20 protein-coding genes are annotated in these 21835 nt (G+C 73.4%); 13 read left to right on the top strand and 7 right to left on the bottom strand.

Going from position 1 to position 21835, the window contains the following annotated elements; translation table 11 throughout:
* Positions 1–37: 37 nt before the first annotated feature.
* The 3 genes from AC3ERT_RS00760 to AC3ERT_RS00750 all read left to right on the top strand — a co-directional run bounded on the left by AC3ERT_RS00760 (position 38) and on the right by AC3ERT_RS00750 (position 2478).
* Complete coding sequence (locus tag AC3ERT_RS00760; RefSeq protein ID WP_435127872.1) at positions 38–784, top strand: FadR/GntR family transcriptional regulator; 747 nt, start codon at positions 38–40, stop codon at positions 782–784.
* Positions 785–907: 123 nt separating this feature from the next.
* Positions 908–1987: a LacI family DNA-binding transcriptional regulator gene (locus tag AC3ERT_RS00755; protein ID WP_435172154.1), complete on the top strand. Its 1080-nt coding sequence runs from the start codon at positions 908–910 to the stop codon at positions 1985–1987.
* The gene (locus tag AC3ERT_RS00750; RefSeq protein ID WP_435172152.1) at positions 1984–2478 is read left to right on the top strand and encodes a GNAT family N-acetyltransferase; all 495 of its coding nucleotides are present in this window, start codon (positions 1984–1986) and stop codon (positions 2476–2478) included. The genes AC3ERT_RS00755 and AC3ERT_RS00750 overlap by 4 nt, the downstream gene beginning before the upstream one ends.
* A gap of 87 nt (positions 2479–2565) precedes the next feature.
* Here the strand turns inward: AC3ERT_RS00750 and AC3ERT_RS00745 are convergent, their stop codons facing one another.
* A complete protein-coding gene (locus tag AC3ERT_RS00745; protein ID WP_435172150.1) occupies positions 2566–3132 on the bottom strand; it encodes a sugar O-acetyltransferase in 567 nt (188 codons plus the stop codon).
* Positions 3133–3201: 69 nt separating this feature from the next.
* On the opposite strand from AC3ERT_RS00745, the gene AC3ERT_RS00740 reads away from it, so the two are divergent.
* Positions 3202–3816: a glyoxalase gene (locus AC3ERT_RS00740; RefSeq protein WP_435172148.1), complete on the top strand. Its 615-nt coding sequence runs from the start codon at positions 3202–3204 to the stop codon at positions 3814–3816.
* 48 nt (positions 3817–3864) lie between these two features.
* On the opposite strand, the gene AC3ERT_RS00735 is transcribed toward AC3ERT_RS00740, so the two are convergent.
* Positions 3865–4242: a DUF427 domain-containing protein gene (locus AC3ERT_RS00735; RefSeq protein WP_335980845.1), complete on the bottom strand. Its 378-nt coding sequence runs from the start codon at positions 4240–4242 to the stop codon at positions 3865–3867.
* A gap of 152 nt (positions 4243–4394) precedes the next feature.
* Complete coding sequence (locus AC3ERT_RS00730) at positions 4395–6470, bottom strand: GTP-binding protein (protein WP_435172146.1); 2076 nt, start codon at positions 6468–6470, stop codon at positions 4395–4397.
* Positions 6471–6652: 182 nt separating this feature from the next.
* Between AC3ERT_RS00730 and AC3ERT_RS00725 the strand changes: the two genes are divergently transcribed.
* The 7 genes from AC3ERT_RS00725 to AC3ERT_RS00695 all read left to right on the top strand — a co-directional run bounded on the left by AC3ERT_RS00725 (position 6653) and on the right by AC3ERT_RS00695 (position 15663).
* The gene (locus AC3ERT_RS00725) at positions 6653–7399 is read left to right on the top strand and encodes a FadR/GntR family transcriptional regulator (RefSeq protein WP_335980847.1); all 747 of its coding nucleotides are present in this window, start codon (positions 6653–6655) and stop codon (positions 7397–7399) included.
* A 276-nt stretch (positions 7400–7675) separates the two neighbouring features.
* Entirely contained in the window at positions 7676–9118 is a 1443-nt protein-coding gene (locus AC3ERT_RS00720; RefSeq protein WP_435128248.1) for an amino acid permease, read from the top strand.
* Positions 9119–9186: 68 nt separating this feature from the next.
* Positions 9187–10530: a glutamine synthetase family protein gene (locus AC3ERT_RS00715; RefSeq protein ID WP_435172330.1), complete on the top strand. Its 1344-nt coding sequence runs from the start codon at positions 9187–9189 to the stop codon at positions 10528–10530.
* Positions 10527–11246, top strand: coding sequence for a gamma-glutamyl-gamma-aminobutyrate hydrolase family protein (locus AC3ERT_RS00710; protein WP_435127888.1), 720 nt, complete (start codon positions 10527–10529; stop codon positions 11244–11246). The genes AC3ERT_RS00715 and AC3ERT_RS00710 overlap by 4 nt, the downstream gene beginning before the upstream one ends.
* Positions 11247–11361: 115 nt before the next feature.
* Complete coding sequence (locus AC3ERT_RS00705) at positions 11362–12762, top strand: aldehyde dehydrogenase family protein (RefSeq protein ID WP_435172144.1); 1401 nt, start codon at positions 11362–11364, stop codon at positions 12760–12762.
* Positions 12763–12765: 3 nt separating this feature from the next.
* Complete coding sequence (locus AC3ERT_RS00700) at positions 12766–13539, top strand: 3-oxoacyl-ACP reductase (protein WP_435172142.1); 774 nt, start codon at positions 12766–12768, stop codon at positions 13537–13539.
* Positions 13540–13596: 57 nt separating this feature from the next.
* Entirely contained in the window at positions 13597–15663 is a 2067-nt protein-coding gene (locus tag AC3ERT_RS00695; protein WP_335980852.1) for a phosphocholine-specific phospholipase C, read from the top strand.
* A gap of 21 nt (positions 15664–15684) precedes the next feature.
* On the opposite strand, the gene AC3ERT_RS00690 is transcribed toward AC3ERT_RS00695, so the two are convergent.
* The 3 genes from AC3ERT_RS00690 to AC3ERT_RS00680 are packed head-to-tail and all read right to left on the bottom strand — an operon-like array spanning position 15685 to position 19098.
* On the bottom strand, positions 15685–16437 hold the full coding sequence (locus AC3ERT_RS00690) for a succinate dehydrogenase/fumarate reductase iron-sulfur subunit (protein ID WP_335980853.1): 753 nt from the start codon (positions 16435–16437) through the stop codon (positions 15685–15687).
* The gene (locus tag AC3ERT_RS00685; RefSeq protein ID WP_435127896.1) at positions 16434–18383 is read right to left on the bottom strand and encodes a fumarate reductase/succinate dehydrogenase flavoprotein subunit; all 1950 of its coding nucleotides are present in this window, start codon (positions 18381–18383) and stop codon (positions 16434–16436) included. Before AC3ERT_RS00685 ends, AC3ERT_RS00690 begins: the two co-directional genes overlap by 4 nt.
* A gap of 10 nt (positions 18384–18393) precedes the next feature.
* A complete protein-coding gene (locus AC3ERT_RS00680; protein ID WP_335980855.1) occupies positions 18394–19098 on the bottom strand; it encodes a succinate dehydrogenase in 705 nt (234 codons plus the stop codon).
* Between the two features lie 93 nt (positions 19099–19191).
* Between AC3ERT_RS00680 and AC3ERT_RS00675 the strand changes: the two genes are divergently transcribed.
* A complete protein-coding gene (locus tag AC3ERT_RS00675; protein WP_335980856.1) occupies positions 19192–20085 on the top strand; it encodes a LysR family transcriptional regulator in 894 nt (297 codons plus the stop codon).
* Between the two features lie 78 nt (positions 20086–20163).
* Here the strand turns inward: AC3ERT_RS00675 and AC3ERT_RS00670 are convergent, their stop codons facing one another.
* A complete protein-coding gene (locus AC3ERT_RS00670; RefSeq protein WP_435172140.1) occupies positions 20164–20793 on the bottom strand; it encodes a TetR/AcrR family transcriptional regulator in 630 nt (209 codons plus the stop codon).
* A gap of 154 nt (positions 20794–20947) precedes the next feature.
* On the opposite strand from AC3ERT_RS00670, the gene AC3ERT_RS00665 reads away from it, so the two are divergent.
* On the top strand, positions 20948–21808 hold the full coding sequence (locus AC3ERT_RS00665; RefSeq protein ID WP_435172139.1) for an enoyl-CoA hydratase/isomerase family protein: 861 nt from the start codon (positions 20948–20950) through the stop codon (positions 21806–21808).
* The last annotated feature ends 27 nt before the right edge of the window (positions 21809–21835 follow it).

Here is a 21835-nt window from a genome sequence, read left to right as displayed (position 1 = left end):
ACGTCCGACGTCCTACGGTCCCGGTAACGTAGGCGCCATGCCCGCTGAGCGCAAGCCCCTCGCACCGAAGGACGCACCGCGCGCCCGCGGCCGGCAGCCTTCGGTCCAGGACCGGATCACCGACCTGATCGTCGAGCTGGACCTCGACCCGGGGGACGCGCTGCCGCCCGAGCCGGAGCTGATGCGGGCCCTGGGGGTCAGCCGGAACTCGGTGCGCGAGGCGCTCAAGGGCCTCCAGGCACTGGGCATCGTGGACGTCCGGCACGGCTACGGCACCTACGTCGGCACCGCGCAGCTGCTGTCCATGGCGCCCGGGCTGCTCTTCCACGCGCGGCTGGCGGTGCGGCGCGAGCACCCCGGCGCGCTGCGCGACATCGTGGAGGTGCGGGCGCTGCTGGAGAGCGGGCTGATCCGGCGTTCGGCCGTCGAGCTGTCCGGCGCCGATCTCGACCGGCTCCAGGCGGAGTTGGACGCGCTGGCCGCCGACGGCGCCGCGGCCCGCGCCGACCACGACCGGCGCTTCCACGAACTGCTCTACGAGCCGCTCGGCAACGCGCTGGCGCTCCAGCTCATCGCGCTGTTCTGGGGGGTGTACCGGCAGCTCGAAGGCGAGGTGGGCAAGGCGCGCACCGACCACGAGCAGGTGGTGCGCCAGCACCGCAAGGTGCTGGCCGCGCTGCGCTCGCGCGACGCGGACGCGGCGGCGGCAGCCATCGCCGAGCACTTCGCGGACGTGATCGCCCGCACCGAGCGGTGGGCGGTGGACCGGGCCCGCCCGGCGTGAGGCCCGTCGCGGTGCGGCCGGGTGCGCGCCGACGCGTGTAACGCGGTGAAACGGCCGGCGCACCCTGGTGGGCTCGTGGACAAGGGGGTTACGCTGCCCGGGCGAAACGGGAGGGTGTAACGCGTGGCGAGCGGGAGCGGTAACGCAGGCGGCGGGGCCGGAGGCGGGGGCACGGGCACCGGCACCGGCACCAACACCGGCCGGGCGACGGTCCGGGCGATCGCGGCCGAGGCGGGGGTGTCGATCGCGACGGTCTCGCGGGTGATGAACGGGCAGGTGCGGGTCGCGCCCGACACCGAGAGCCGGGTGCGGCGGGCGGTGGCCCGGCTGGGCGCGCAGGCGCCGGCCCGGCGCGGCAGTGCGACCGGGGCGATCTACGTCCGCTGCCCGTACGTACTCACCGACTACTTCGGGGTGATCGTCTCGTCGGTCGCCGAGGCGGTGGACCTGCACGGGCGGCGGCTGGTGCTCAGCGCGGGCGACGCGGCGCGGGCCACCCAGGTGCTGCCCTCGCTGCCGGACGACCCGGGCATCGCGGGGGCGCTGCTGATCGTCCCGCCGGAGCCGGAGCGGGAGTTGGAGGCGCTGCGGGCGAAGGACTTCCCGTTCGTGGTGATCGATCCGCGCACGCCGCTGCCGCGGGACATCGCGTCGGTGTCGGCGGCGAACCTCACCGCGGCCCGCAGCGTCACCGCGCACCTGGTGGAGCTGGGGCACCGCAGGATCGGGGTGATCGGCGGGCCGAGCGACTGGCTGGTCTCCAAGTCCCGCCTGGCGGGCCACACGTCGGCGCTCGCGGACGCGGGCGTGCTGCCCTCCCCCGAGCTGGTCCGCTCGATCGAGCCCACCGCCGGGTGGGGTTACGCCGCGGCCTGCGAACTCCTCGACCTGCCCGAACGCCCCACCGCGCTGGTCGCGTTCAACGACAAGGCCGCGGTCGGCGCGCTGCGGGCGGCGTACGAACGGGAGTTGGCGGTGCCGGCGGACCTGTCGATCACCGGCTTCGACGACATCGACCTGAGCCGCAGTACGGTGCCGCGGCTGACGACGGTGCGCCAACCCCTGGAGGAGATGGGGCGGATGGCGGTCTCGCTGCTGATGCGGCTGCTGGAGCAGCACACCGTGGAGACCCTGCATGTGGAGCTGGCCACCGAACTGGTGCTGCGCGGCTCCACCGGTCCGGCGCCGGGGGGCGCCGGGTGAGCGAACCGTTCAGCCTCCAGCCGCTGCGGCCCGAACACGCCACCGCCGTGCTCGCCTTCGAGCGCGAGAACCGGGCGTACTTCGCCGCCTTTGTGCCCGACCGCGGCGACGCGTTCTTCGCCGACTTCGACGCCCACTTCACCCAACTCCTCGCCTTCCAGGCCGCCGGCGAGGATTACCCGCACGTCCTGCTCACCCCGCACGGCGACGTCGCCGGCCGCGTCAACCTCTACCGCGTCACCCCCGAGCGCTCCGCCGAGCTCGGCTACCGCATCGCCCAGCACGCCGCCGGCCGCGGCCTCGCCACCGCCGCCGTCCGCGAGATCTGCCACGTCGCCGCCACCGCCTACGCCCTCACCGCCCTCACCGCACGCGTCACCGACGACAACCCCGCCTCCCGCGCCGTCCTCGAACGCAACGCCTTCCGCCCCACCACCCCCCTCACCCTCAACCACAAACCCGCCACCGCCTTCCACCGCCCCCTCCCCTGACACCGCCTCAGCCGGGCCAAACAGGCGGTTCCACGAGGACGCCGTCGTACGGGGCGGGCAGGGGGCGTTCCTGCGGGTAGGCGGGCGTCACGCTTCGGACGGCGGGGGCAGGGGGCGGAGGATGCGGGCCGGGTTGCCCACGGCCAGGACGGACGGCGGGAGGTCCTTGGTGACGACGGAGCCCGCGCCGACCACGGTGTTCGCGCCGATGGTGACGCCGGGGCAGACGATGGCGCCGCCGCCGAGCCAGACGTTGTCGCCGATGGTGATGGGCAGGGCGCGCTCCCAGCCGGCGCGGCGGCGGTCGGGGTCCAGTTCGTGGGTGGGGGTGAGGAGTTGGACGTTGGGGCCGATCTGGACATCGGCGCCGATGGTGATCGGGGCGGCGTCGAGGAAGACGGCGTTGAAGTTGACGAAGGTGCGCGGGCCGATGGTGATGTAGGTGCCGTAGTCGCACTGGAAGGGCGGGCGGACGCGCACCTGGTCGCCGACCGAGCCGAGCAGGTCGCGCAGCACGATCCCGCGCTGTTCGGGCCCGGTCGCGGAGTTGAACGCGCGGCACAGCTCCTCGCGCCGCCTGGTGTCCGCGCCCAGTTCCTCGTCGTCCGCGATGTACCACTCGCCGGCCAGCATGCGTTCCTTGTTCACACCCATGGCCCCCAGTGTGCCCGGATGGAGCAGGGGGAGCGGGCGGGGGCGGGGAGCCGTGCTTACCGTCGGGACATGACTTCCATCGAATCCGTGGTCCTGGAGGCGGAGGACCCCGCCGCCGCCGAGGAGTTCTACGCCGCCGCCTTCGGCCTGGGCGGGCGGCTGCGGGTGCGGCCGGCCGAGGGGGAGACCAGCGGCTTCCGGGGCTTCACGCTGTCGCTGACGGTGGCCCGGCCGGCCACCGTGGACGGCTTCCTCCAGGCGGCCCTGGACGCGGGCGCCACCGCGGTGAAGGCGGCCGCGAAGTCGTTCTGGGGCTACGGGGGCGTGGTGCGGGCGCCGGACGGGGCGCTGTGGAAGGTGGCGACGTCGGAGAAGAAGGACAAGGGCCCGGCGACGCGGGAGGTGGACCGCTTCGTGCTGCTGCTGGGCGTGGCGGACGTGAAGGCCACCAAGGAGTTCTACGTCGGGCAGGGCCTGACCGTGGGCAAGAGCTTCGGCCGCAAGTACGTGGAGTTCGCCGCGCCCGGCAGCCCGGTGCAGCTGGCGCTGTACGGCCGGGCGGCCCTCGCCAAGGACGCCGGGGTGCCGCCCGACGGCAGCGGCTCGCACCGGATGGCCGTGGTCGGCGGCGACCGGGGGGCCTTCACCGACCCGGACGGCTTCGCCTGGGAGCAGCCCGCCTGAATCGGGCGCCGGGCGCGGCGGCCCGGCGCCCCCGGTCCGGCACCCCGGTCAGGCGCTCTGGAGCTGCTCGACCTCCACGTGCTGCGGGTAGAACGCGACATGCCCGGCGATCGCGCCCACCGCCTCGTACGGCTCGCGGTAGGTCCACACGGCGTCGGTGACGGTGCCGTCGCCGGTGACCAGCGAGTAGTACGAGGCGTCGCCCTTGTAAGGGCAGTAGGTGCTGGTGTCGGTGGGGGCAAGCGCGTCCGCCGCCACGTCGGCCAGCGGTATGTACTGGACGGCCGGGTAGTCGGCCTCCTGGAGGGTGAGCGCGGCGGTGGTGTCGGCGACGACCTTGCCGCCGGCGCGCACCACGACGCGGGCGGCCGTCGGCTCGACGGTGATGGGGTGGTCGGGGCCGGGCGTCTTGACGGGGCGGGCCATGAGGACTCCAGAACTCCTGCCGGGTCGGCCCGGACGGTCATCCGGGCCTCCCCCACGTCAACCCCGCCGGCCCACCCGCCATTCCCGCCGACCCATCCGCCATTTGCGCCGGCTCACCCCGTGGCCGACGGCTCACCCCCGTTGCCGCCGACTCACCCGTCGCCGCCGCCGGCCCGCCCTCCGTTCGCGCCGGCTCCCGGCACCCGCCGCAGCACCCGCAGCAGGTACTCCTCCCGGTCCAGCGGGTTGTGGTCGGTGCGCGGCCGCTCCGGCACCTTCCCGGTGACCGGCCGGTAGTGGTGGAAGGCGCTCTCCAGCGCCCCTTCGCCCCGGGTGAGCGTGGGCAGTCGCCGCTCCAGGTCGTGGACGCGGGCGGCGGGGATGTCGCCGGCCAGTTCGTACCCGCCGTCGTGCGCGGCCGGGGTGCGGGGCAGCGCGCCGAGCCGGGCCAGCACGGGCAGCACCGTGCCCAGCGCGTCGGCGGGCAGGTCGAGCCGGAAGCGGTGCATCGGCTCGTGCACGGTGGTGCCCGCCTGCCGCAGCGCCGCCATGAGCACCAGCGGGGTGAGCCCGCGGAAGTCCGCGCCCGTACTGGACATGCTCTTGTCGAAGGTCCCGTGCGCGTGGCTCTGCCGCGGCCAGTACCCGCAGTGCGTCATCGTGACCGCGCAGTCGGTCACCCGCCAGCCGTGCAGCCCCTGCTCCAGCGTGCGGCGCACCGTCTCCTCCACCGCGGCGAAGAACGCGTAGGGCATCGCGCCCAGTTCCACGCCGAGCCCGAAGGCGACCCCGCTGCCGGCCGGGCCCGGCGCGACCCGCAGCCCCACCGTGGCCAGGAACGGATTGCCGTCCTTCGCGATGGACTCGACGGCGGCGCCGGTCCCGGCCGGGCGCTCGATGTGCAGGGTGGTGGTGGGCCGGAAGTCGGCGTCGAGCCCGAATTCGCCGGCCAACGTCGCCTGGATGACCTCCTTCTGCACCTCGCCGTAGAGCGACACGGCGATCTCCTGCCGCAGTTCGTCCCGGCGCAGGTCGATCAGCGGGTCCTGCTCGGCGAGTTGGACGAGCGCGGCGTGCAGCGCGCCGCGGTCGGCCGGGCGCCGGGCGGTGACGACCGTCTCCAGGGACGGCGGCGCGAAGTGCCGGTCCTCCCCCGCCGCGGGCGGCGGCGCTCCGACGGTGTCGCCGATCCGCACGTCGCCCAGACCCCAGACGCGGGCGATCCGCCCGGCCGGGGCGTGGTCGCGCCGGGTGTCGGTGCCGGCCTCGAAGACGCTGAGCGCGGTGACCCGGCCCTCCCCGACCGGGCCGCCGCCGCGGTGCACCGGCAGCCGGTCGCGGGTGCGGACGGTCCCGGCGGCCACCCGCACGTAGGCGATGCGCTCGCCTGCCGGGCCGCGCTCCATCTTGAAGACGGTGCCGCGCACGGGCGCGTCCGGGTCGGGGCGGCGCGCCGGCAGCAGTGCGGCGATGCCCGCGATCAGGGCGCTCGTTCCCGCACCGGTGACGGCGGAGCCCGCGTAGACCGGGTGGACGAGGGCGGCCGCGGTCTGCTCGGCGAGCGCCGCGCGCAGCCGGGCGTGGTCGACGGCGTGCTCGTCGCGGACGTACGCGGCCAGCAGCCGGTCGTCGCGGCGGGCCAGCAGGTCCAGCAGCCGCGCGTCGAAGCCGGGGTCGGCCGCGGTGTACGGCGGGGCGGCCGCCTGCGGGGTGCCCTGGGCGCGGGCGCCGGTCATCGCGACGATGTCGGGGGTCAGCCGGCCGGCGACGGCCCGAAGGGTGCGGTCGAGGTCGGCGCCGCGCCGGTCGAGCTTGTTGACGAAGATCAGCGTGGGGATGCGCAGGCGGCGCAGGGTGCGCATCAGGACGCGGGTCTGCGGCTGGACGCCCTCGACCGCGGAGACGACCAGGACGGCGCCGTCGAGCACGCCGAGCACCCGCTCGACCTCGGCGATGAAGTCGGGGTGGCCGGGGGTGTCGATCAGGTTGACGTCCGGGCCGCCGGGACCTCCGTCGGGGGCGCCGCCCCCGGGCAGTGTGAAGGCCACCACGGCGGACTTGATGGTGATGCCGCGCTGCTTCTCCAGCGCGAGCGTGTCCGTGGTGGTGCTGCCGCGGTCGACGCTGCCGATCTCGTCGATGACACCGGCGGCGTACAGCAGCCGCTCGGTGAGGCTGGTCTTACCGGCGTCGATGTGCGCGAGGATGCCGAGGTTGAGCGAGTGCACAGGCCGTCATGTCCTTGGGGTCGGGGGTGGTGGCTTCCGGGGCGGGCATGACGGAACCGCGCATCTTCACTGCTCCTCGGTCGGTGGCCGGCCCGGGTGGCCGGCGTGCGTGACCGGCCGATCACAGCACGTCCGCATACCGGGGGCAACGTGTTTTCCGGCGGCGGGCGGACAATGGCGGGATGAGCGAGTTGTCCGAGCCGGACGCTGCCGGCACGCTGAGCGGCGCCGCGTTCTTCCGGCCGGTGCGGGCCGGGAACGCCTTCGAGGAGACCGTCGAGCGGCTGCTCCAGGTGATCAAGCTCGGTGTGGTCGCACACGGTGAACGGCTGCCCCCGCAACGGGAGTTGGCGGAGCGGTTCCGGGTCAGCCGGGTGACGCTGCGGGAGGCGCTGGGCTCGCTGGAGCAGGCGGGGTACGTGCAGTCGCGGCGCGGCCGCACCGGCGGGACCTTCGTCACGCACCGGCCCGGGGGCGCGGACGGCGGGCCGCCCGGGCGTTCGGCCGAGCGGGCGCCGGACGAGCTGGAGGACACCCTCGCCTACCGCCGGGCGCTGGAGATCGGCGCCGCCGAACTGGCCGCGGGCCGCGCGCTCGGCCCCCAGGAGCGCCGCCACCTCGCCGACCGGCTGCGGGACACCCAGCAGTGCGACGCGGTGGACTACCGGCGCACCGACTCCCGCTTCCATCTGGCGATAGCCGAGCTGAGCGGGTCCAGGTCGCTGGCGGCGAGCATCGCCGACACCCGGATGCGGCTGAACGACCTGCTCAACGCGATCCCGCTGCTGCCGCGCAACATCGAGCACTCGCAGGCGCAGCACGCCCGGATCGTGGCGGCGATACTCGACGGCGACCCGGCCACCGCCCGCCGGGCGGCCGAGGAGCACCTCGCCGCGACCGCGTCGCTGCTGCGCGGCTTCCTGGGCTGAACTCCGGTCCGCCCGCACCCGGCAGGCCGCAGACCGGACCGACCGCCGCCGCCCACCGCGCTCTTGACGGCGCGTCCGGCGGAGTGAGACGGTCTCCCCGCTAATGGAACAGGTTCATTCCATTAACCAGCCCGGGAGACGCCCATGTCTGCTCCCCGCCCGCCGGACCCGACCGCCAGTCCCCCCACTCCCCCCAAACCCCCCACTCCCGCCTCCCCCTCCGCCGACGAGCAGCGGCTGCGCGAACTCGGCTACGTCCAGGAGCTGGCCCGCTCGATGTCGGGCTTCTCCAACTTCGCCGTCTCCTTCTCCATCGTCTCGATCCTCTCCGGCTGCCTGACCCTGTACGGGTTCGGCATGAACACCGGCGGCCCGGCGCTCATCACCTGGGGCTGGCCGGTCGTCGGGCTGATGACGCTGTGTGTGGGCCTGGCCATGGCCGAGATCTGCTCCAGCTTCCCGACCGCGGGCGGCCTGTACTACTGGGCGGCGAAGCTCGCGCCCTCCCGGGCCCCGGCGTGGAGCTGGTTCACCGGCTGGTTCAACTTCCTCGGGCAGGTCGCGGTCACCGCGGGCATCGACTACGGCGCCGCCACCTTCCTCAACGCCCTGCTGGACCTCCAGTTCGGCCTGTCGGCCACCCCCGGCCACACCGTGGAGCTCTTCGCGGTGATCCTCCTGGCGCACGGCCTGCTCAACACCCTGGGTGTGCGGCTGGTGGCGCTCTTCAACGACGTCAGCGTGTGGTGGCACCTGGTCGGCGTGCTCGTCATCGTCGCGGTGCTGGTGTTCGTGCCCGACCACCACTCCTCCACGTCGTTCGTCTTCAGCAGGTTCGTCGACGACACCGGCTTCCACAGCCCCTTCTACGTCTCGATGCTGGGCCTGCTGCTGGCGCAGTACACCCTCACCGGCTACGACGCGTCCGCGCACATGACCGAGGAGACCCACGACGCGGCCCGCTCCGGCCCGCGCGGCATCGTGAACGCCATCGTGGTGTCGCTGGTCGCCGGGTGGGTGCTGCTGCTCGGCCTGACCTACGCCATCCAGGACTACGACGGCGAGCGGACCACCAGCAGCGGGGTGCCGCCGGCGCAGATCTTCATCGACGCGATCGGCCACACCGGCGCCAAGCTCCTGCTGCTGATCGTGATCGGCGCCCAGTTCTTCTGCGGCATGGCGTCGGTGACCGCCAACTCCCGGATGATCTACGCCTTCTCGCGGGACGGCGCGCTGCCCGCCTCCCGCCTGTGGCACCGGATCAACCCGCGGACGCAGACACCGACCAGCGCCGTGTGGCTGGCCGCGGCCGGCGCCTTCCTGCTCGGCCTGCCCGCGCTGTGGAACTCCACCGCGTACGCGGCCGTCACGTCGGTGTCGGTGATCGGCCTCTACATCGCCTACGTCATCCCGGTCTACCTGCGGCTCCGGCAGGGCGACGCGTTCACGCCCGGGCCCTGGCACCTGGGGCGCTGGAGCCGGCTGGTGGGCAGCGTGGCCGTCGGCTGGACCGGGCTGATCACGATCCTGTTCATGCTCCCGACCGTCAGCCCGATCACGGTGGCGAGCTTCAACTACACGCCGGTCGCGGTCTGCGTCGTGCTGGGCTTCGCCGGGGTGTGGTGGCTGGTCTCGGCCCGGCACTGGTTCACCGGCCCCCGGGTGCAGGACCGCGACTCCTTGTCCGGCGCCGAACCCAGTGATCTGGAGGCGAGTTGAGCAGCGGGACCCGTACGCACAGCACGGACAGCCCGAGCGGCGGGAGCGGCGGGAGCGGCCGTCCCCGGCTGACGCTGGAGGAGTTGCGCTCGCGCGTCGCGGCCGGCGCGGTCGACACCGTCGTGCTGGCCATGACCGACATGCAGGGCCGGCTCCAGGGCAAGCGGGTGGCGGCCGACTTCTTCCTGAGCGACGTGGTGCCCGGCGCGGCCGAGGGCTGCGGCTACCTGCTGGCCGTCGACGTCGACATGAACACCGTGGACGGCTACGAGGTCTCCTCCTGGGACGCCGGCTACGGCGACCTGGTGCTCGCCCCGGACCTCGCGACGCTGCGGATGGTGCCCTGGCACCCGGCGACCGCCATGGTGCAGTGCGACGTCACCCACCACGACGGCACCCCGGTCGGTGTCTCGCCCCGGCAGGTGCTGCGCCGCCAGCTCGACCGGCTCGCCGGGCACGGCTGGCACGCCTACGCGGGCACCGAGTTGGAGTTCATCGCGTTCCGCGACAGCTACGAGCAGGCGTGGGACCGCGCCTACCACGGCCTGACGCCGGTCAACCAGTACAACGTGGACTACTCCATCCTCGGCACCTCCCGGATCGAGCCGCTGCTGCGCCGTATCCGCAACGGGATGGCCGGCGCCGGCCTGACCGTCGAGTCCGCGAAGGGCGAGTGCAACCCCGGGCAGCACGAGATCGCCTTCAAGTACGGGCCGGCGCTGGCCACCTGCGACGACCACGCGGTGTACAAGACCGGCGCGAAGGAGATCGCCGCGCAGGACGGGGTGAGCCTGACTTTCATGGCGAAGTACGACGAGAAGGAGGGCAACTCCTGCCATGTGCACCTGAGTCTGCGCGACGCCGAGGGCCGCCCGGTGCTCGCCGGCGACGGCCCGTACGGCTTCTCGCCGGTGATGGAGCACTTCCTGGCCGGGCAGCTCGCCTGCCTGGCGGACTTCGCGCTGCTGCTCGCGCCGAACGTCAACTCCTACAAGCGGTACGTGGCCGGCAGTTTCGCGCCGACCGCGATCGCCTGGGGCCGGGACAACCGCACCTGCGCGCTGCGCGTGGTCGGGCACGGGCCGTCGCTGCGGTTCGAGAACCGGGTGCCCGGCGGCGACGTCAACCCGTACCTGGCGGTGGCCGCGCTGGTCGCCGCCGGGCTGCACGGGGTGGAGCAACAGCTGCCGCTGGAGCCGGAGTTCACCGGCAACGCCTACGCGTCGGCCGCGCCGCGCGTCCCGGCCACGCTGGGGGCGGCGGTGGACGCCTTCGCTCGCAGCGAGGTCGCCGAAGCGGCCTTCGGGGCGGACGTCGTCCGGCACTACGCGCACGCCGGGCGCACCGAACTGGCCGCGTTCGAGGGGGCGGTGACCGACTGGGAGCGGCGCCGCGGATTCGAGCGGCTGTGACGCGCCCGCTGGTCGGCGTCACCGGCTACCTCGACGAGGCGGCGTGGGGCGTGTGGCGGCAGCCCGCCGCGCTGGTGCCGGACACCTATGTCGCGTCCGTCGCCCGGGCCGGGGCCGCCGCGGTGGTGCTGCCGCCGCAGGACGGCGGGGTGGCCGAGGTGCTGGACCGCCTCGACGGCCTGGTGCTCGCCGGCGGCCCCGACGTGGACCCGGCCCGGTACGGCGCCGCACCGCACCCGCGCACCGGCGTGCCCCAACCGGTGCGCGACTCCTGGGAGTTCGCACTGCTCGCCGGTGCGCTGGCCCGGGAGCTGCCGGTGCTCGCGGTGTGCCGCGGCATGCAGCTGCTGAACGTGGCGCTGGGCGGCACCCTGGTCCAGCACCTGCCGGAGCGGGTCGGCGGCAGCGCCCACCAGCCGGCGCCGGCGGTCTTCGGGCGCCGCAGCGTACGCACCCGGCCGGGGAGCGTCCTGCACGGCATCCTGGGCGCGAGCGCCGAGGTGTCCTGCTACCACCACCAGGCCGTGGACACCCTGGGCCGGGGGCTGACCCCCACCGCGTGGAGCAGCGACGACACCGTGGAGGCGCTCGAACTCGCCTCACACGAGGGCGTGTTCACCGTCGGTGTGCAGTGGCACCCGGAGACCGACCCGTCCGACCCCCGGCTGTTCGCCGCGTTCGCCGCGGCGGCCGCGTCCCGGCCCGGTGCACGATGACGCCGGCGCGCGGTCCGTGCCGCACCGGCCCCTGCACCGGCCGCCCGCCCCATCGCGCGACCGGCCCCTTGACCGACCGATCGACCGACCGCTTCGAGAACAGGGTGGACAGCTGATGGCCCCAGGACAGGGCCCCGCGACGGACGTCGGGGGCGGGGTGTGGCCGGTGGTGAACCCGGCCACGGAGGAGATCATCGACCGGGTGCCGATGGCGGACCTGGCCGCGGCGGACGCGGCGATCGCGCGCAGCCGGGCGGCGTTCGGGCCGTGGCGGCGGGTCGCCCCGGCCGACCGGGCCCGGCTGCTGCGGGCGTTCGCCGCCGCGGTGGACGCCGACCGCGAGCACCTGGCGCGGCTGGAGGTCGCCAACTCCGGCCACACGCTGGGCAACGCCCGGTGGGAGGCGGCCAACGTCCGCGACGTGCTGGAGTACTACGCCGCCGCGCCGGAGCGGCAGGCCGGCCGGCAGATCCCGGTGGCCGGCGGCCTGGACGTCACCTTCCACGAGCCGCTCGGCGTGGTGGGGGTGATCGTGCCGTGGAACTTCCCGCTGCCGATCGCCGGTTGGGCGCTGGCCCCGGCGCTGGCGGCGGGCAACACGGTGGTGCTCAAACCCGCGGAGCTGACCCCGCTGACCGCGCTGCGGCTGGGCGAACTCGCCTTGGCGGCGGGCCTGCCCGCGGGCGTGCTGGAAGTGGTGCCCGGCCGCGGCGACGTGGTCGGGCGGCGCTTCGTGACGCACCCGGACGTCGCGAAGGTCGTCTTCACCGGCTCCACCCGGGTCGGCAAGGAGATCATGGCCGGGTGCGCGGCCCAGGTGAAGCCGGTGACACTGGAGTTGGGCGGCAAGAGCGCCAACGTGGTGTTCGCCGACGCCGACCTGGCGAAGGCCGCCGCCACCGCGCCGTCGGCGGTCTTCGACAACGCCGGGCAGGACTGCTGCGCGCGCTCCCGCATCCTGGTGCAGCGCGAGGTGTTCGACGACTTCATGGCGCTGCTGGAGCCGGCGGTCAAGGCGGTGCGGGTCGGCGATCCGGCCGACCCGGCGACCGAGATGGGCCCGCTGATCTCCGCGCGGCGGCGCGCCGCGGTGGCCGCCTACGTGCCCGAGAGCGCGCCGGTCGCCTTCCGCGGCAGCGCCCCGGACGGGCCGGGCTTCTGGTTCCCGCCGACCGTGCTGTCGCCGGTGCGGCCGGACGACCCGGCGTTCACCGAGGAGATCTTCGGGCCGGTGGTGGCCGTGGTGCCGTTCACCGACGAGGAGGACGCCGTACGGATCGCCAACGACACCGCCTACGGCCTGTCCGGCTCGATCTGGACCCGGGACGTGGGTCGGGCGATCCGGGTGGCGCGGGCGGTGGAGGCGGGCAACCTGTCGGTCAACTCGCACGCGTCGGTGCGGTACGCGACACCGTTCGGCGGGTTCAAGCAGTCCGGGCTGGGCCGCGAGCTGGGCCCGGACGCGCTGCACGCCTTCACCGAGACCAAGAACGTCTTCATCGCCACGGAGGATTGAGCAATGACGCTCGCAGCACGCCTGGACGGCCGCGTCGCGGTGATCACCGGCGCCGGCAGCGGCATCGGGCTGGCCAGTGCCCGCCGGCTGGCCGCCGAGGGGGCGTCGGTGGTCTGTGTGGACATCGACGAGGACAGCGGCGCCGCGGCCGCGGCGGAGGTCGGCGGCCTGTTCGTGCGGGCCGACGTCACCGACGAGGACGCGGTGCGCGGCATGTACGAGACGGCCGTCGCCACGTACGGGCGGCTGGACGTCGCCTTCAACAACGCGGGCATCTCCCCGCCGGAGGACGACTCGATCCTCACCACCGGCCCGGACGCCTGGCGCCGGGTGCAGGAGGTCAACCTGACCAGCGTCTACCTGTGCTGCAAGTACGCCATCCCGCACATGCAGCGGCAGGGCAAGGGCTCGATCATCAACACGGCGTCGTTCGTGGCGGTGATGGGCGCGGCGACCTCGCAGATCTCCTACTCTGCGTCCAAGGGCGCGGTGCTGTCGATGAGCCGGGAACTGGGCGTGCAGTTCGCGCGCGAGGGCATCCGGGTCAACGCGCTGTGCCCGGGGCCGGTCAACACCCCGCTTCTTCAGGAACTGTTCGCCAAGGACCCCGAGCGCGCCGCCCGCCGTCTGGTGCACATTCCTCTCGGCCGGTTCGCCGAACCGGAGGAACTGGCCGCCTCGGTCGCGTTCCTGGCGAGCGACGACTCGTCGTTCATCACGGCGTCCACCTTCCTCGTCGACGGCGGGATCTCGGGCGCCTACGTGACCCCGCTGTAGCGGGCCCGGCCCCGGCCGGTCCTGCCCCTCCCCAACCCCCACGGAAAGGTCCACCACATGAGCGACGTCAGCCGCAGGACGTTCATGGCGATCTCGGCCGGGGCGGCCGCCGCGGCGACCGTCGGCGGTGCGGCGGAGGCGACCGCCGCCGCGCCGGGCCAGGCGCCGGCCGCCGCGCCGAAGGCCACCGGGACGCTCACCGACGCCAAGCACGTCGTCGTCCTCATGCAGGAGAACCGCTCCTTCGACCACTACTTCGGCACGCTGAAGGGCGTCCGCGGCTTCGCCGACCGCAGCGCGATCCAGGTCGCGGGCGGCTACAGCGTCTTCAACCAGCCGAACGGCAGCGGCCGGCAGTACCCGTGGCAGTTCAGCGCCACCGCGCCGGCCGGCGGCGCCGACCCCGAGCGGCTCGCGCAGTGCAACGGCGACCTCGCGCACGGCTGGGCCGACCAGCACGCGGCGTGGAACGGCGGCAAGATGGACGGCTGGGTCGCCGCCAAGGGCAACGTCCGCACCCTCGGCCACCTCACCCGCGCCGACATCCCCTTCCACTACGCGCTCGCCGACTACTACACCGTGTGCGACGCCTACTTCAGCTCCACGCTCAGCGCCACCGGCCCCAACCGCACCTTCCACTGGAGCGGCCAGATCGACCCGGACGGCCGCAGCGGCGGTCCGGCCTACGACGGCGGCTCGGAGTCCGGGCTGCGGTGGCAGACCTACGCCGAGGCGCTCCAGAACGCGGGCGTGAGCTGGAAGGTGTACCAGAACGCGGCGGACAACTTCACCGACAACGCGCTGGCGTACTTCACCCAGTTCACCTCCGCGGCCGCCGGCACCCCGCTGCACGACCGCGGCATGGGCTCGGTGCCGAAGGCCACCGGGCGGACCCCGGACGACATCGCGGCCGCCATCAGGGCCGACGTGCTCGCCGGCACGCTCCCCCAGGTGTCCTGGGTGGTCGCCGACGAGGGCTCCTCGGAGCACCCGTACGCCACGCCCGCCGACGGGGCGCACTTCGTGCACATGGTGATCGACGCCCTCAACGCCGATCCGGCGGTCTACAACTCCACGATCCTGTTCCTCAACTACGACGAGAACGACGGCTTCTTCGACCACGTGCCGCCGCCGGTCCCGGTGTCCGGGACCGCGGGCGAGTTCTACACCGGCACCCCGATCGGGCTGGGCGTGCGGGTGCCGATGATCGCCATATCCCCCTGGAGCCGCGGCGGTTGGGTCGACTCCGAGGTCTTCGACCACACGTCGGTGCTGCGCTTCCTGGAGACCTGGACCGCGGCGCTGGGCACCCCCGCGACGTGCCCGAACATCAGCGCCTGGCGCCGCGCCGTCTGCGGCGACCTGACGTCCGCGTTCGACTTCGCCAACCCGGTGGCCGGGCTGCCGTCGCTGCCCGACACCTCGGCGGTGATCGGCGAGTCGACCTGCGCGCCGCTGCCCAACCCGGCGCCGGTGACCAACGCGCTGCCCGCGCAGGAGTCCGGCACCCGCCCGGCGCGCGCCCTGCCGTACCAGCCGGACGCCTTCCTCGACCACATCGAGTTCGGCACCGGCGGGGTGACCAAGGTGTGGCTGGCGATGGACAACACCGACGCCCGCTCCACCCGCGCGGTGCACTTCGCCGCCTACGCCAACGCCCACCGCGGCGGCGGGCCCTGGCAGTACACGGTGGCCGCGGGCGGCACCACCAGCGACTTCTTCAACTGCGGCAGCGGCTACGGCGACGGCAAGTACGACCTGAGCGTGGTGGGCCCCAACCGCTTCCTGCGCCGCTTCCAGGGCGACACCACCGCACCCGGCAAGGACGTCGCCGTCACCCCCTCGTACGCCGTGACCAACAGCACCGGCAAGCTCGCGCTGTGGTTCACGATGGCCAACCACGGCGCCGCGGCGGTCACGTTCACCATCACCGCGAACGCCTACCGCACCGACGGCCCGTGGACGTACCAGGTGCCGGCCGGCGGGCAGGTCGCCGACTACTTCAACGCGGTGGCGTACAACGGCGGCTGGTACGACTTCACGGTGACGGTCAGCGGTGACGCGAGCTGGTCGCAGCGCTTCACCGGGCACCTGGAGACCGGCGCGCCGAGCGTCAGCGGCTGACCGGGCAGCGCGCCGGCGGCCTCAACGGCTGCGCGCGGCCTTGCGGTTGGCGCGCAGCCACTCCTTGTTCATCGAGGTGATCGACATCAGCGGGATGCCCTTGGGGCAAGCGGTCGCGCACTCGCCGGTCAGGGTGCAGCCACCGAAGCCCTCGGCGTCCATCTGCCCGACCATGTCCAGCACCCGGCTCTCGCGCTCCGGGCCGCCCTGCGGGAGCGCGGCGAGGTGGTTGATCTTCGCGGAGGTGAAGAGCATCGCGGAGCCGTTGGGGCAGGCGGCGACGCAGGCGCCGCAGCCGATGCACTCGGCGTGCTCGAAGGCGCGGTCGGCGTCGGGCTTGGGCACGGGCGTGGCGTGTGCCTCGGGCGCGGCGCCGGTGGGCACCGAGACGTAGCCGCCGGCGCCGATGATCCGGTCGAAGGCGGAGCGGTCCACCACCAGGTCGCGGACGACGGGGAAGGCGGCCGCGCGCCAGGGTTCGACGTCGATGGTGTCGCCGTCGCGGAAGGAGCGCATGTGCAGCTGGCAGCTGGTGGTGCGCTCCGGGCCGTGCGCGTCGCCGTTGATGACCACGCCGCACGCGCCGCAGATGCCCTCGCGGCAGTCGTGGTCGAAGGCGACCGGGTCGGCGCCTTCGAGGGTGAGGCGTTCGTTGAGGGTGTCGAGGACCTCCAGGAACGACATGTCCGGCGAGATGCCGTCGACGTCGTAGGCGGTCATGGCACCGGGGGCGTCGGCGTTCTTCTGCCGCCAGATGCGCAGGGTGAGCCTCATGCGTAGCTCCGCTGGGTGGGGTGGACTTCGGTGAAGACGAGTTCTTCGCGGTGCAGCACGGGCGGCTCGCCGGTGCCGGTGAACTCCCAGCCGGCGGCGTACCCGAACTCCTCGTCGCGGCGGGCGGCCTCGCCGTCGGGGGTCTGGGACTCCTCGCGGAAGTGGCCGCCGCAGGACTCGGCGCGGTGCAGGGCGTCCAGGCACATCAGCTCGGCGAGTTCGAGGTAGTCCACGACGCGGTTGGCGCGCTCCAGGGACTGGTTGAACTCGGCCTCGGTGCCGGGGACCTTGATCCGCTGCCAGAACTCCGCGCGGATCTGCGGGATGCGGTCCAGCGCCTTGCGCAGGCCCTGCTCGTTGCGCGCCATGCCGCAGAACTCCCACATCAGCTCGCCCAGTTCGCGGTGGAAGGAGTCGGCGGTACGGTCGCCGTCGACGCTCACCAGCCGGTGCAGCCGCTCCTTGGTGGCGGCCAGCGCCTCGGTGACGGCGGGGTGCTCCGGGTCGACGGGGGCGGCGGCCGGGTGCCGGGCGAGGTAGTCGTTGAGGGTGGCGGGCAGCACGAAGTAGCCGTCGGCCAGGCCCTGCATGAGCGCGGACGCGCCGAGCCGGTTCGCGCCGTGGTCGGAGAAGTTGGCCTCGCCGATCGCGAACAGCCCCGGCACGGTGGTCTGGAGGTCGTAGTCCACCCACAGCCCGCCCATGGTGTAGTGCACGGCCGGGTAGATCCGCATCGGCACCTCGTACGGGTTCTCCGCGGTGATCCGCTCGTACATCTCGAAGAGGTTGCCGTACTTCTCCGCGACCGCGCGCCGGCCCAGCCGGGCGATGGCGTCGGCGAAGTCGAGGTAGACGCCCTGGCCGCCGGGGCCGACGCCGCGGCCCTCGTCGCAGACGTTCTTCGCGGCGCGGGAGGCGATGTCGCGCGGCACCAGGTTGCCGAAGGAGGGGTAGATCCGCTCCAGGTAGTAGTCGCGCTCGGCCTCGGGGATGTCGGCCGGCGGGCGGGCGTCGCCCTTGGCCTTGGGCACCCAGATCCGGCCGTCGTTGCGCAGCGACTCGCTCATCAGGGTCAGCTTCGACTGGTGGTCGCCGGTGCGCGGGATGCAGGTGGGGTGGATCTGGGTGAAGCAGGGGTTGGCGAAGTACGCGCCGCGGCGGTGCGCCCGCCAGATCGCGGTGGCGTTGGAGTTCATCGCGTTGGTGGACAGGTAGAAGACGTTGCCGTAGCCGCCGGTGGCGAGCACCACCGCGTCGGCGAGGTGGGTGCTGACCTCGCCGGTGACCAGGTCGCGGGCGACGATGCCGCGGGCCCGCCCGTCGACCACCAGCAGGTCGAGCATCTCGGTGCGCGGGTGGATCTCCACGTTGCCGGCCGCGATCTGCCGCGACAGCGCCTGGTAGGCGCCGAGCAGCAGTTGCTGGCCGGTCTGGCCGCGGGCGTAGAAGGTGCGGGAGACCTGGACGCCGCCGAAGGAGCGGGTGTCGAGCAGGCCGCCGTACTCGCGGGCGAAGGGCACGCCCTGCGCCACGCACTGGTCGATGATCTCCACCGAGATCTGCGCCAGCCGGCGCACGTTGGACTCCCGGGCGCGGAAGTCGCCGCCCTTGACGGTGTCGTAGAAGAGCCGGTGGATGGAGTCGCCGTCGTTGCGGTAGTTCTTCGCGGCGTTGATGCCGCCCTGCGCGGCGATGGAGTGGGCCCGGCGCGGGGAGTCCTGGTAGCAGAACTGCACGACGTGGTAGCCCTGTTCGGCGAGGGTCGCGCCCGCGGAGCCGCCGGCCAGGCCGGTGCCGACCACGATCACGCGGTGCTTGCGGCGGTTGGCGGGGTTGACGAGCTTGGCGGTGAAGCGGCGGGTGTCCCAGCGGTCGGCCATCGGGCCGTCGGGGGCCTTGGTGTCGGCGATGGGCGCGCCGGTGCCGTAGCGGGTGTAGTCGGTCAACTCGGCTCCCTCAGTGGACGGTTCCGGTCATGACGCCGACCGGTACGGCGATGAAGCCGGCGGTCAGCAGCACGGCCAGGCCGGTGGCGGTGGCCTTCAGCGCGCGGTCGCGGCGGCGGCTGCCCGCGCCGAGGGTCTGCGCGGCGCTCCAGAAGCCGTGCTGGATGTGCAGGCCGAGCGCGAGCATCGCCACGATGTAGATGACGTCGCCGTACCAGGTGTGGAAGGTCGCCTCCACGTTCTGGTACGGGTGGCCGGGCTGGGCGTTGCGGTTGACGGTGAGCGTGGTCAGGTCCAGCAGGTGCCAGACGATGAACAGCGCGAGGATCACCCCGCCCCAGCGCATGGTGCGCGTCGCGTAGCTCGCGCGGGCCTTTCGGTGGACGTAGCCGACCGGGCGGGCCCGCAGGTCGCGGCGGCTGAGCTGGTAGGCGCTCACGCCGTGCGCGAGGACCGCCGCGACGAGGACGACCCGGATGATCCACAGCGCCCACTCGTAGTGCAGCGCGGGCTCGCCGAGGGTGCGCAACCAGTGCGCGTAGCCGTTGTAGTCGTCGGCGCCGAAGAAGATCTTGAGGTTGCCGAGCATGTGGGCGACCAGGTAGAGCAGCATGATCAGGCCGCTCACCGCCATGACCGCCTTCTTGCCGACGGTGGAGTCCCATGCGGTGCGCAGCGTGGGCGGCCGCCGGTCGGTCCGCGTTGCCAGTGCCATGTCCACGACGGTAGGACGCGGAGTGACGAGTGGTCCAAGACATGATTCGGCTTGTTTCCATAGCTACTGCCTATCGACAGTTATCGTGGGGGGATGCAGTTCCAGCAGCTCGCGTACTTCGCGGCGGTCGCGCAGGCCCGGCACTTCACCCGCGCCGCGCAGTCCCTGCACGTCTCGCAGCCGTCGCTGTCGCAGCAGATCCGGGCGCTGGAGAAGGAGTTGGGGGCGCCGCTGTTCAGCCGGGCGCGCGGCAACATCACGCTCACCGACGCCGGGGAGGCGCTGCTGCCGCTGGCGCTGCGCATCCTGGCCGACGCCGACACCGCGCGGCACGAGGTGCTGGAGCTGGCGCAGCTGCGCAGCGGGCGGGTCCGGCTCGGTGCCACGCCGAGCCTGTGCACGGGCATGCTCCCCGACGTGCTGCGCGCCTTCCACGACCGGCACCCCGGTATCCGGCTGCTCCTGGAGGAGGGCGGCTCCCACGACCTCGTGCGCGAGCTCGCCCGCGGCGCCCTCGACCTCGCGCTCGTGGTCCTGCCCCTGCCCAGCCCCTCCCCCGCGCTCACCACGGTCGAGCTCTTCCAGGAGGACCTGGTCGCCGTCTCCGCGCTGGACGCCGCCGCGCCGCCGTCACCGCTGCGGGTCGCCGACCTGCGCGGGCAGCCCATGGTGATGTTCCGGCACGGCTACGATCTGCGCGACCTCACCGTCTCGGCGTGCCGCTCCGCGGGGTTCGAGCCGACCTTCACCATCGAGGGCGGCGAGATGGACGCGGTCCTGGGGTTCGTACGGGCCGGGCTCGGGATCGGTGTCGTGCCCTCCACGGTGGCGGCTCGCGCCGGCGAGGGCCTTCGGGTCACCCCGCTCGCGGCCCCGGGGCTGCGGCGCACCGTGGCGCTCGCCCACCGCAGCGATGTGGCCCCGCCGCGCGCGGCGAGGGTCCTCCAGCAGGTCATCCTCACCGAAGCGGTCCCCTCGCGCCCCTGACCCCCCGGCTTCCTCCGCCCCGTCCGCGCAGAGACCACCTGCCGGCGGCGGGCCGGCCGCGGACGAAGCCTCGGCCTCTTACGACGGAGCGTCCGTCTGCCGGCGCGCCGGGGTCGAGAAGGAGGCGAACGCGGCGTCCAGCAGGTCGCCGAGGCCCTCCTGGCCGTCGCTCGCACTCCATCGCCCGAGAACGATCCACAGGATCTCGAGCGCCGCCGCCACGCGTACGTCGGCGACGACCGACGCCCCGTCGGCGTCGGCGTCGGCCGAGGAGTCCGTCCGCCGCAGGCGGGCGACGATCTCCGGCCGCCATTCGGCCTGCTTCTCGCGGAGACGTGCGCACAGGGCCGGGGTCTGGTCGACCAGGCCCAGGATCGTCACGAGTTCCGGCACGTCGCGCACGAGGAACCTGGTGGCCGCCTCCACCGCGTTGCGCAGCCTGCCCCAGTCGTCCGGTCCGGCCCGCTCGGCCTCGAGCGCGTCGGCGATGACGTCACCGACCGGGTCGAAGACGAACAGGACCACGTCTTCCTTGGTGCCGAAGTACCGCAGGAAGGTGCTTCGCGACACCCCGGCGGCTTCGGCGAGGTCGGCGAACGTGACCTGGTTGAAGCCGGTGAGGCAGAAGCGGTTGAACGCGACGCGGGCCAGCTCTGCCTGCACCGCGTGGCGGCTGATCTCACGGGTACCGACCGGCGCTGCACTCATGAGGACAAGTGTACTCCGCCACACTCGTTTGCTTCTTCGCATATGAGTTCCTAACCTGATACTCAGTGTCAGCCGCGAACCTGAGATTCGCGTTGCTGTCCCCAGCCGACGGACCGGTCACGGGCCGTCCCCTACCGCGGTACGGAGCCACCTCATGACCTACGAAGACCTTCCCGCCCTGGCGATCGCCGTCTCGGACGGGGTCGCGACGGTGACGATCGACCACCCGCCGCTCAATCTGATGGACGCGGTGCTCCTGCCGTCACTGCGGGCATTCGTCGCGCGGGTGCGGAACGACGCCGACGTCCGCGTCATCGTCTTCGAGAGCGCCGACCCGGAGTTCTTCGTCGCCCACGGCGACATGGCCTACCTCACCGACCCCGACGCGCTGCCCGCGGCCACTCGCGCGGCGATCGCGGCCGCGCCGGGCGCGACCGTCCCCGACGGCATGAACATCCTCCAGGCGATGAGCGAGGAGGTCCGCTCGCTGCCGCAGGTCACCATCGGCAAGTTGGCGGGCTTCGCGCGCGGCGCGGGCAACGAGTTCTTCATGTACCTGGACATGCGGTTCGCGGCGATCGGCAAGTCGGGGCAGGGGCAGCCGGAGTCCCTGCTGGGCATCCTCCCCGGAGGCGGCGGCACGGTGAACATGACGCGCCTGACCGGAAGGGCCCGGGCGCTGGAGCTCATCCTCGGCGCGGAACTCGTGGGCGCGGAGCTCGCGGAACGCTACGGCCTGATCAACCGCGCCCTGCCCGCCGCAGAACTCGACGCGTTCGTCGACACCCTCGCCCGGCGGATCGCCGGCCTGCGACCGGAGGTGATCACCCTCACCAAGGCCGCGGTCGACGCGGTCGCGCCTCCGATCCCTCATGCGGCGTACGCGGTGGAGAACGAGGGCCTGTTCGCGGCGTTCGGCGACGAGGTCACCGAACTCGCCCACAAGCTGCTGGCCGCCGGCATCCAGACCCGCGAGGGCGAACGGGACCACGAGCGCATCGCCAACAGCATCTGAGTCCGCCGCACAACCGCAGCTGGGACG

The organism is Actinacidiphila sp. bgisy145 (assembly GCF_057708125.1).
The sequence above is the reverse complement of the archived record's forward strand: the minus strand, read 5'-3'. Positions and strand labels throughout refer to the sequence as shown.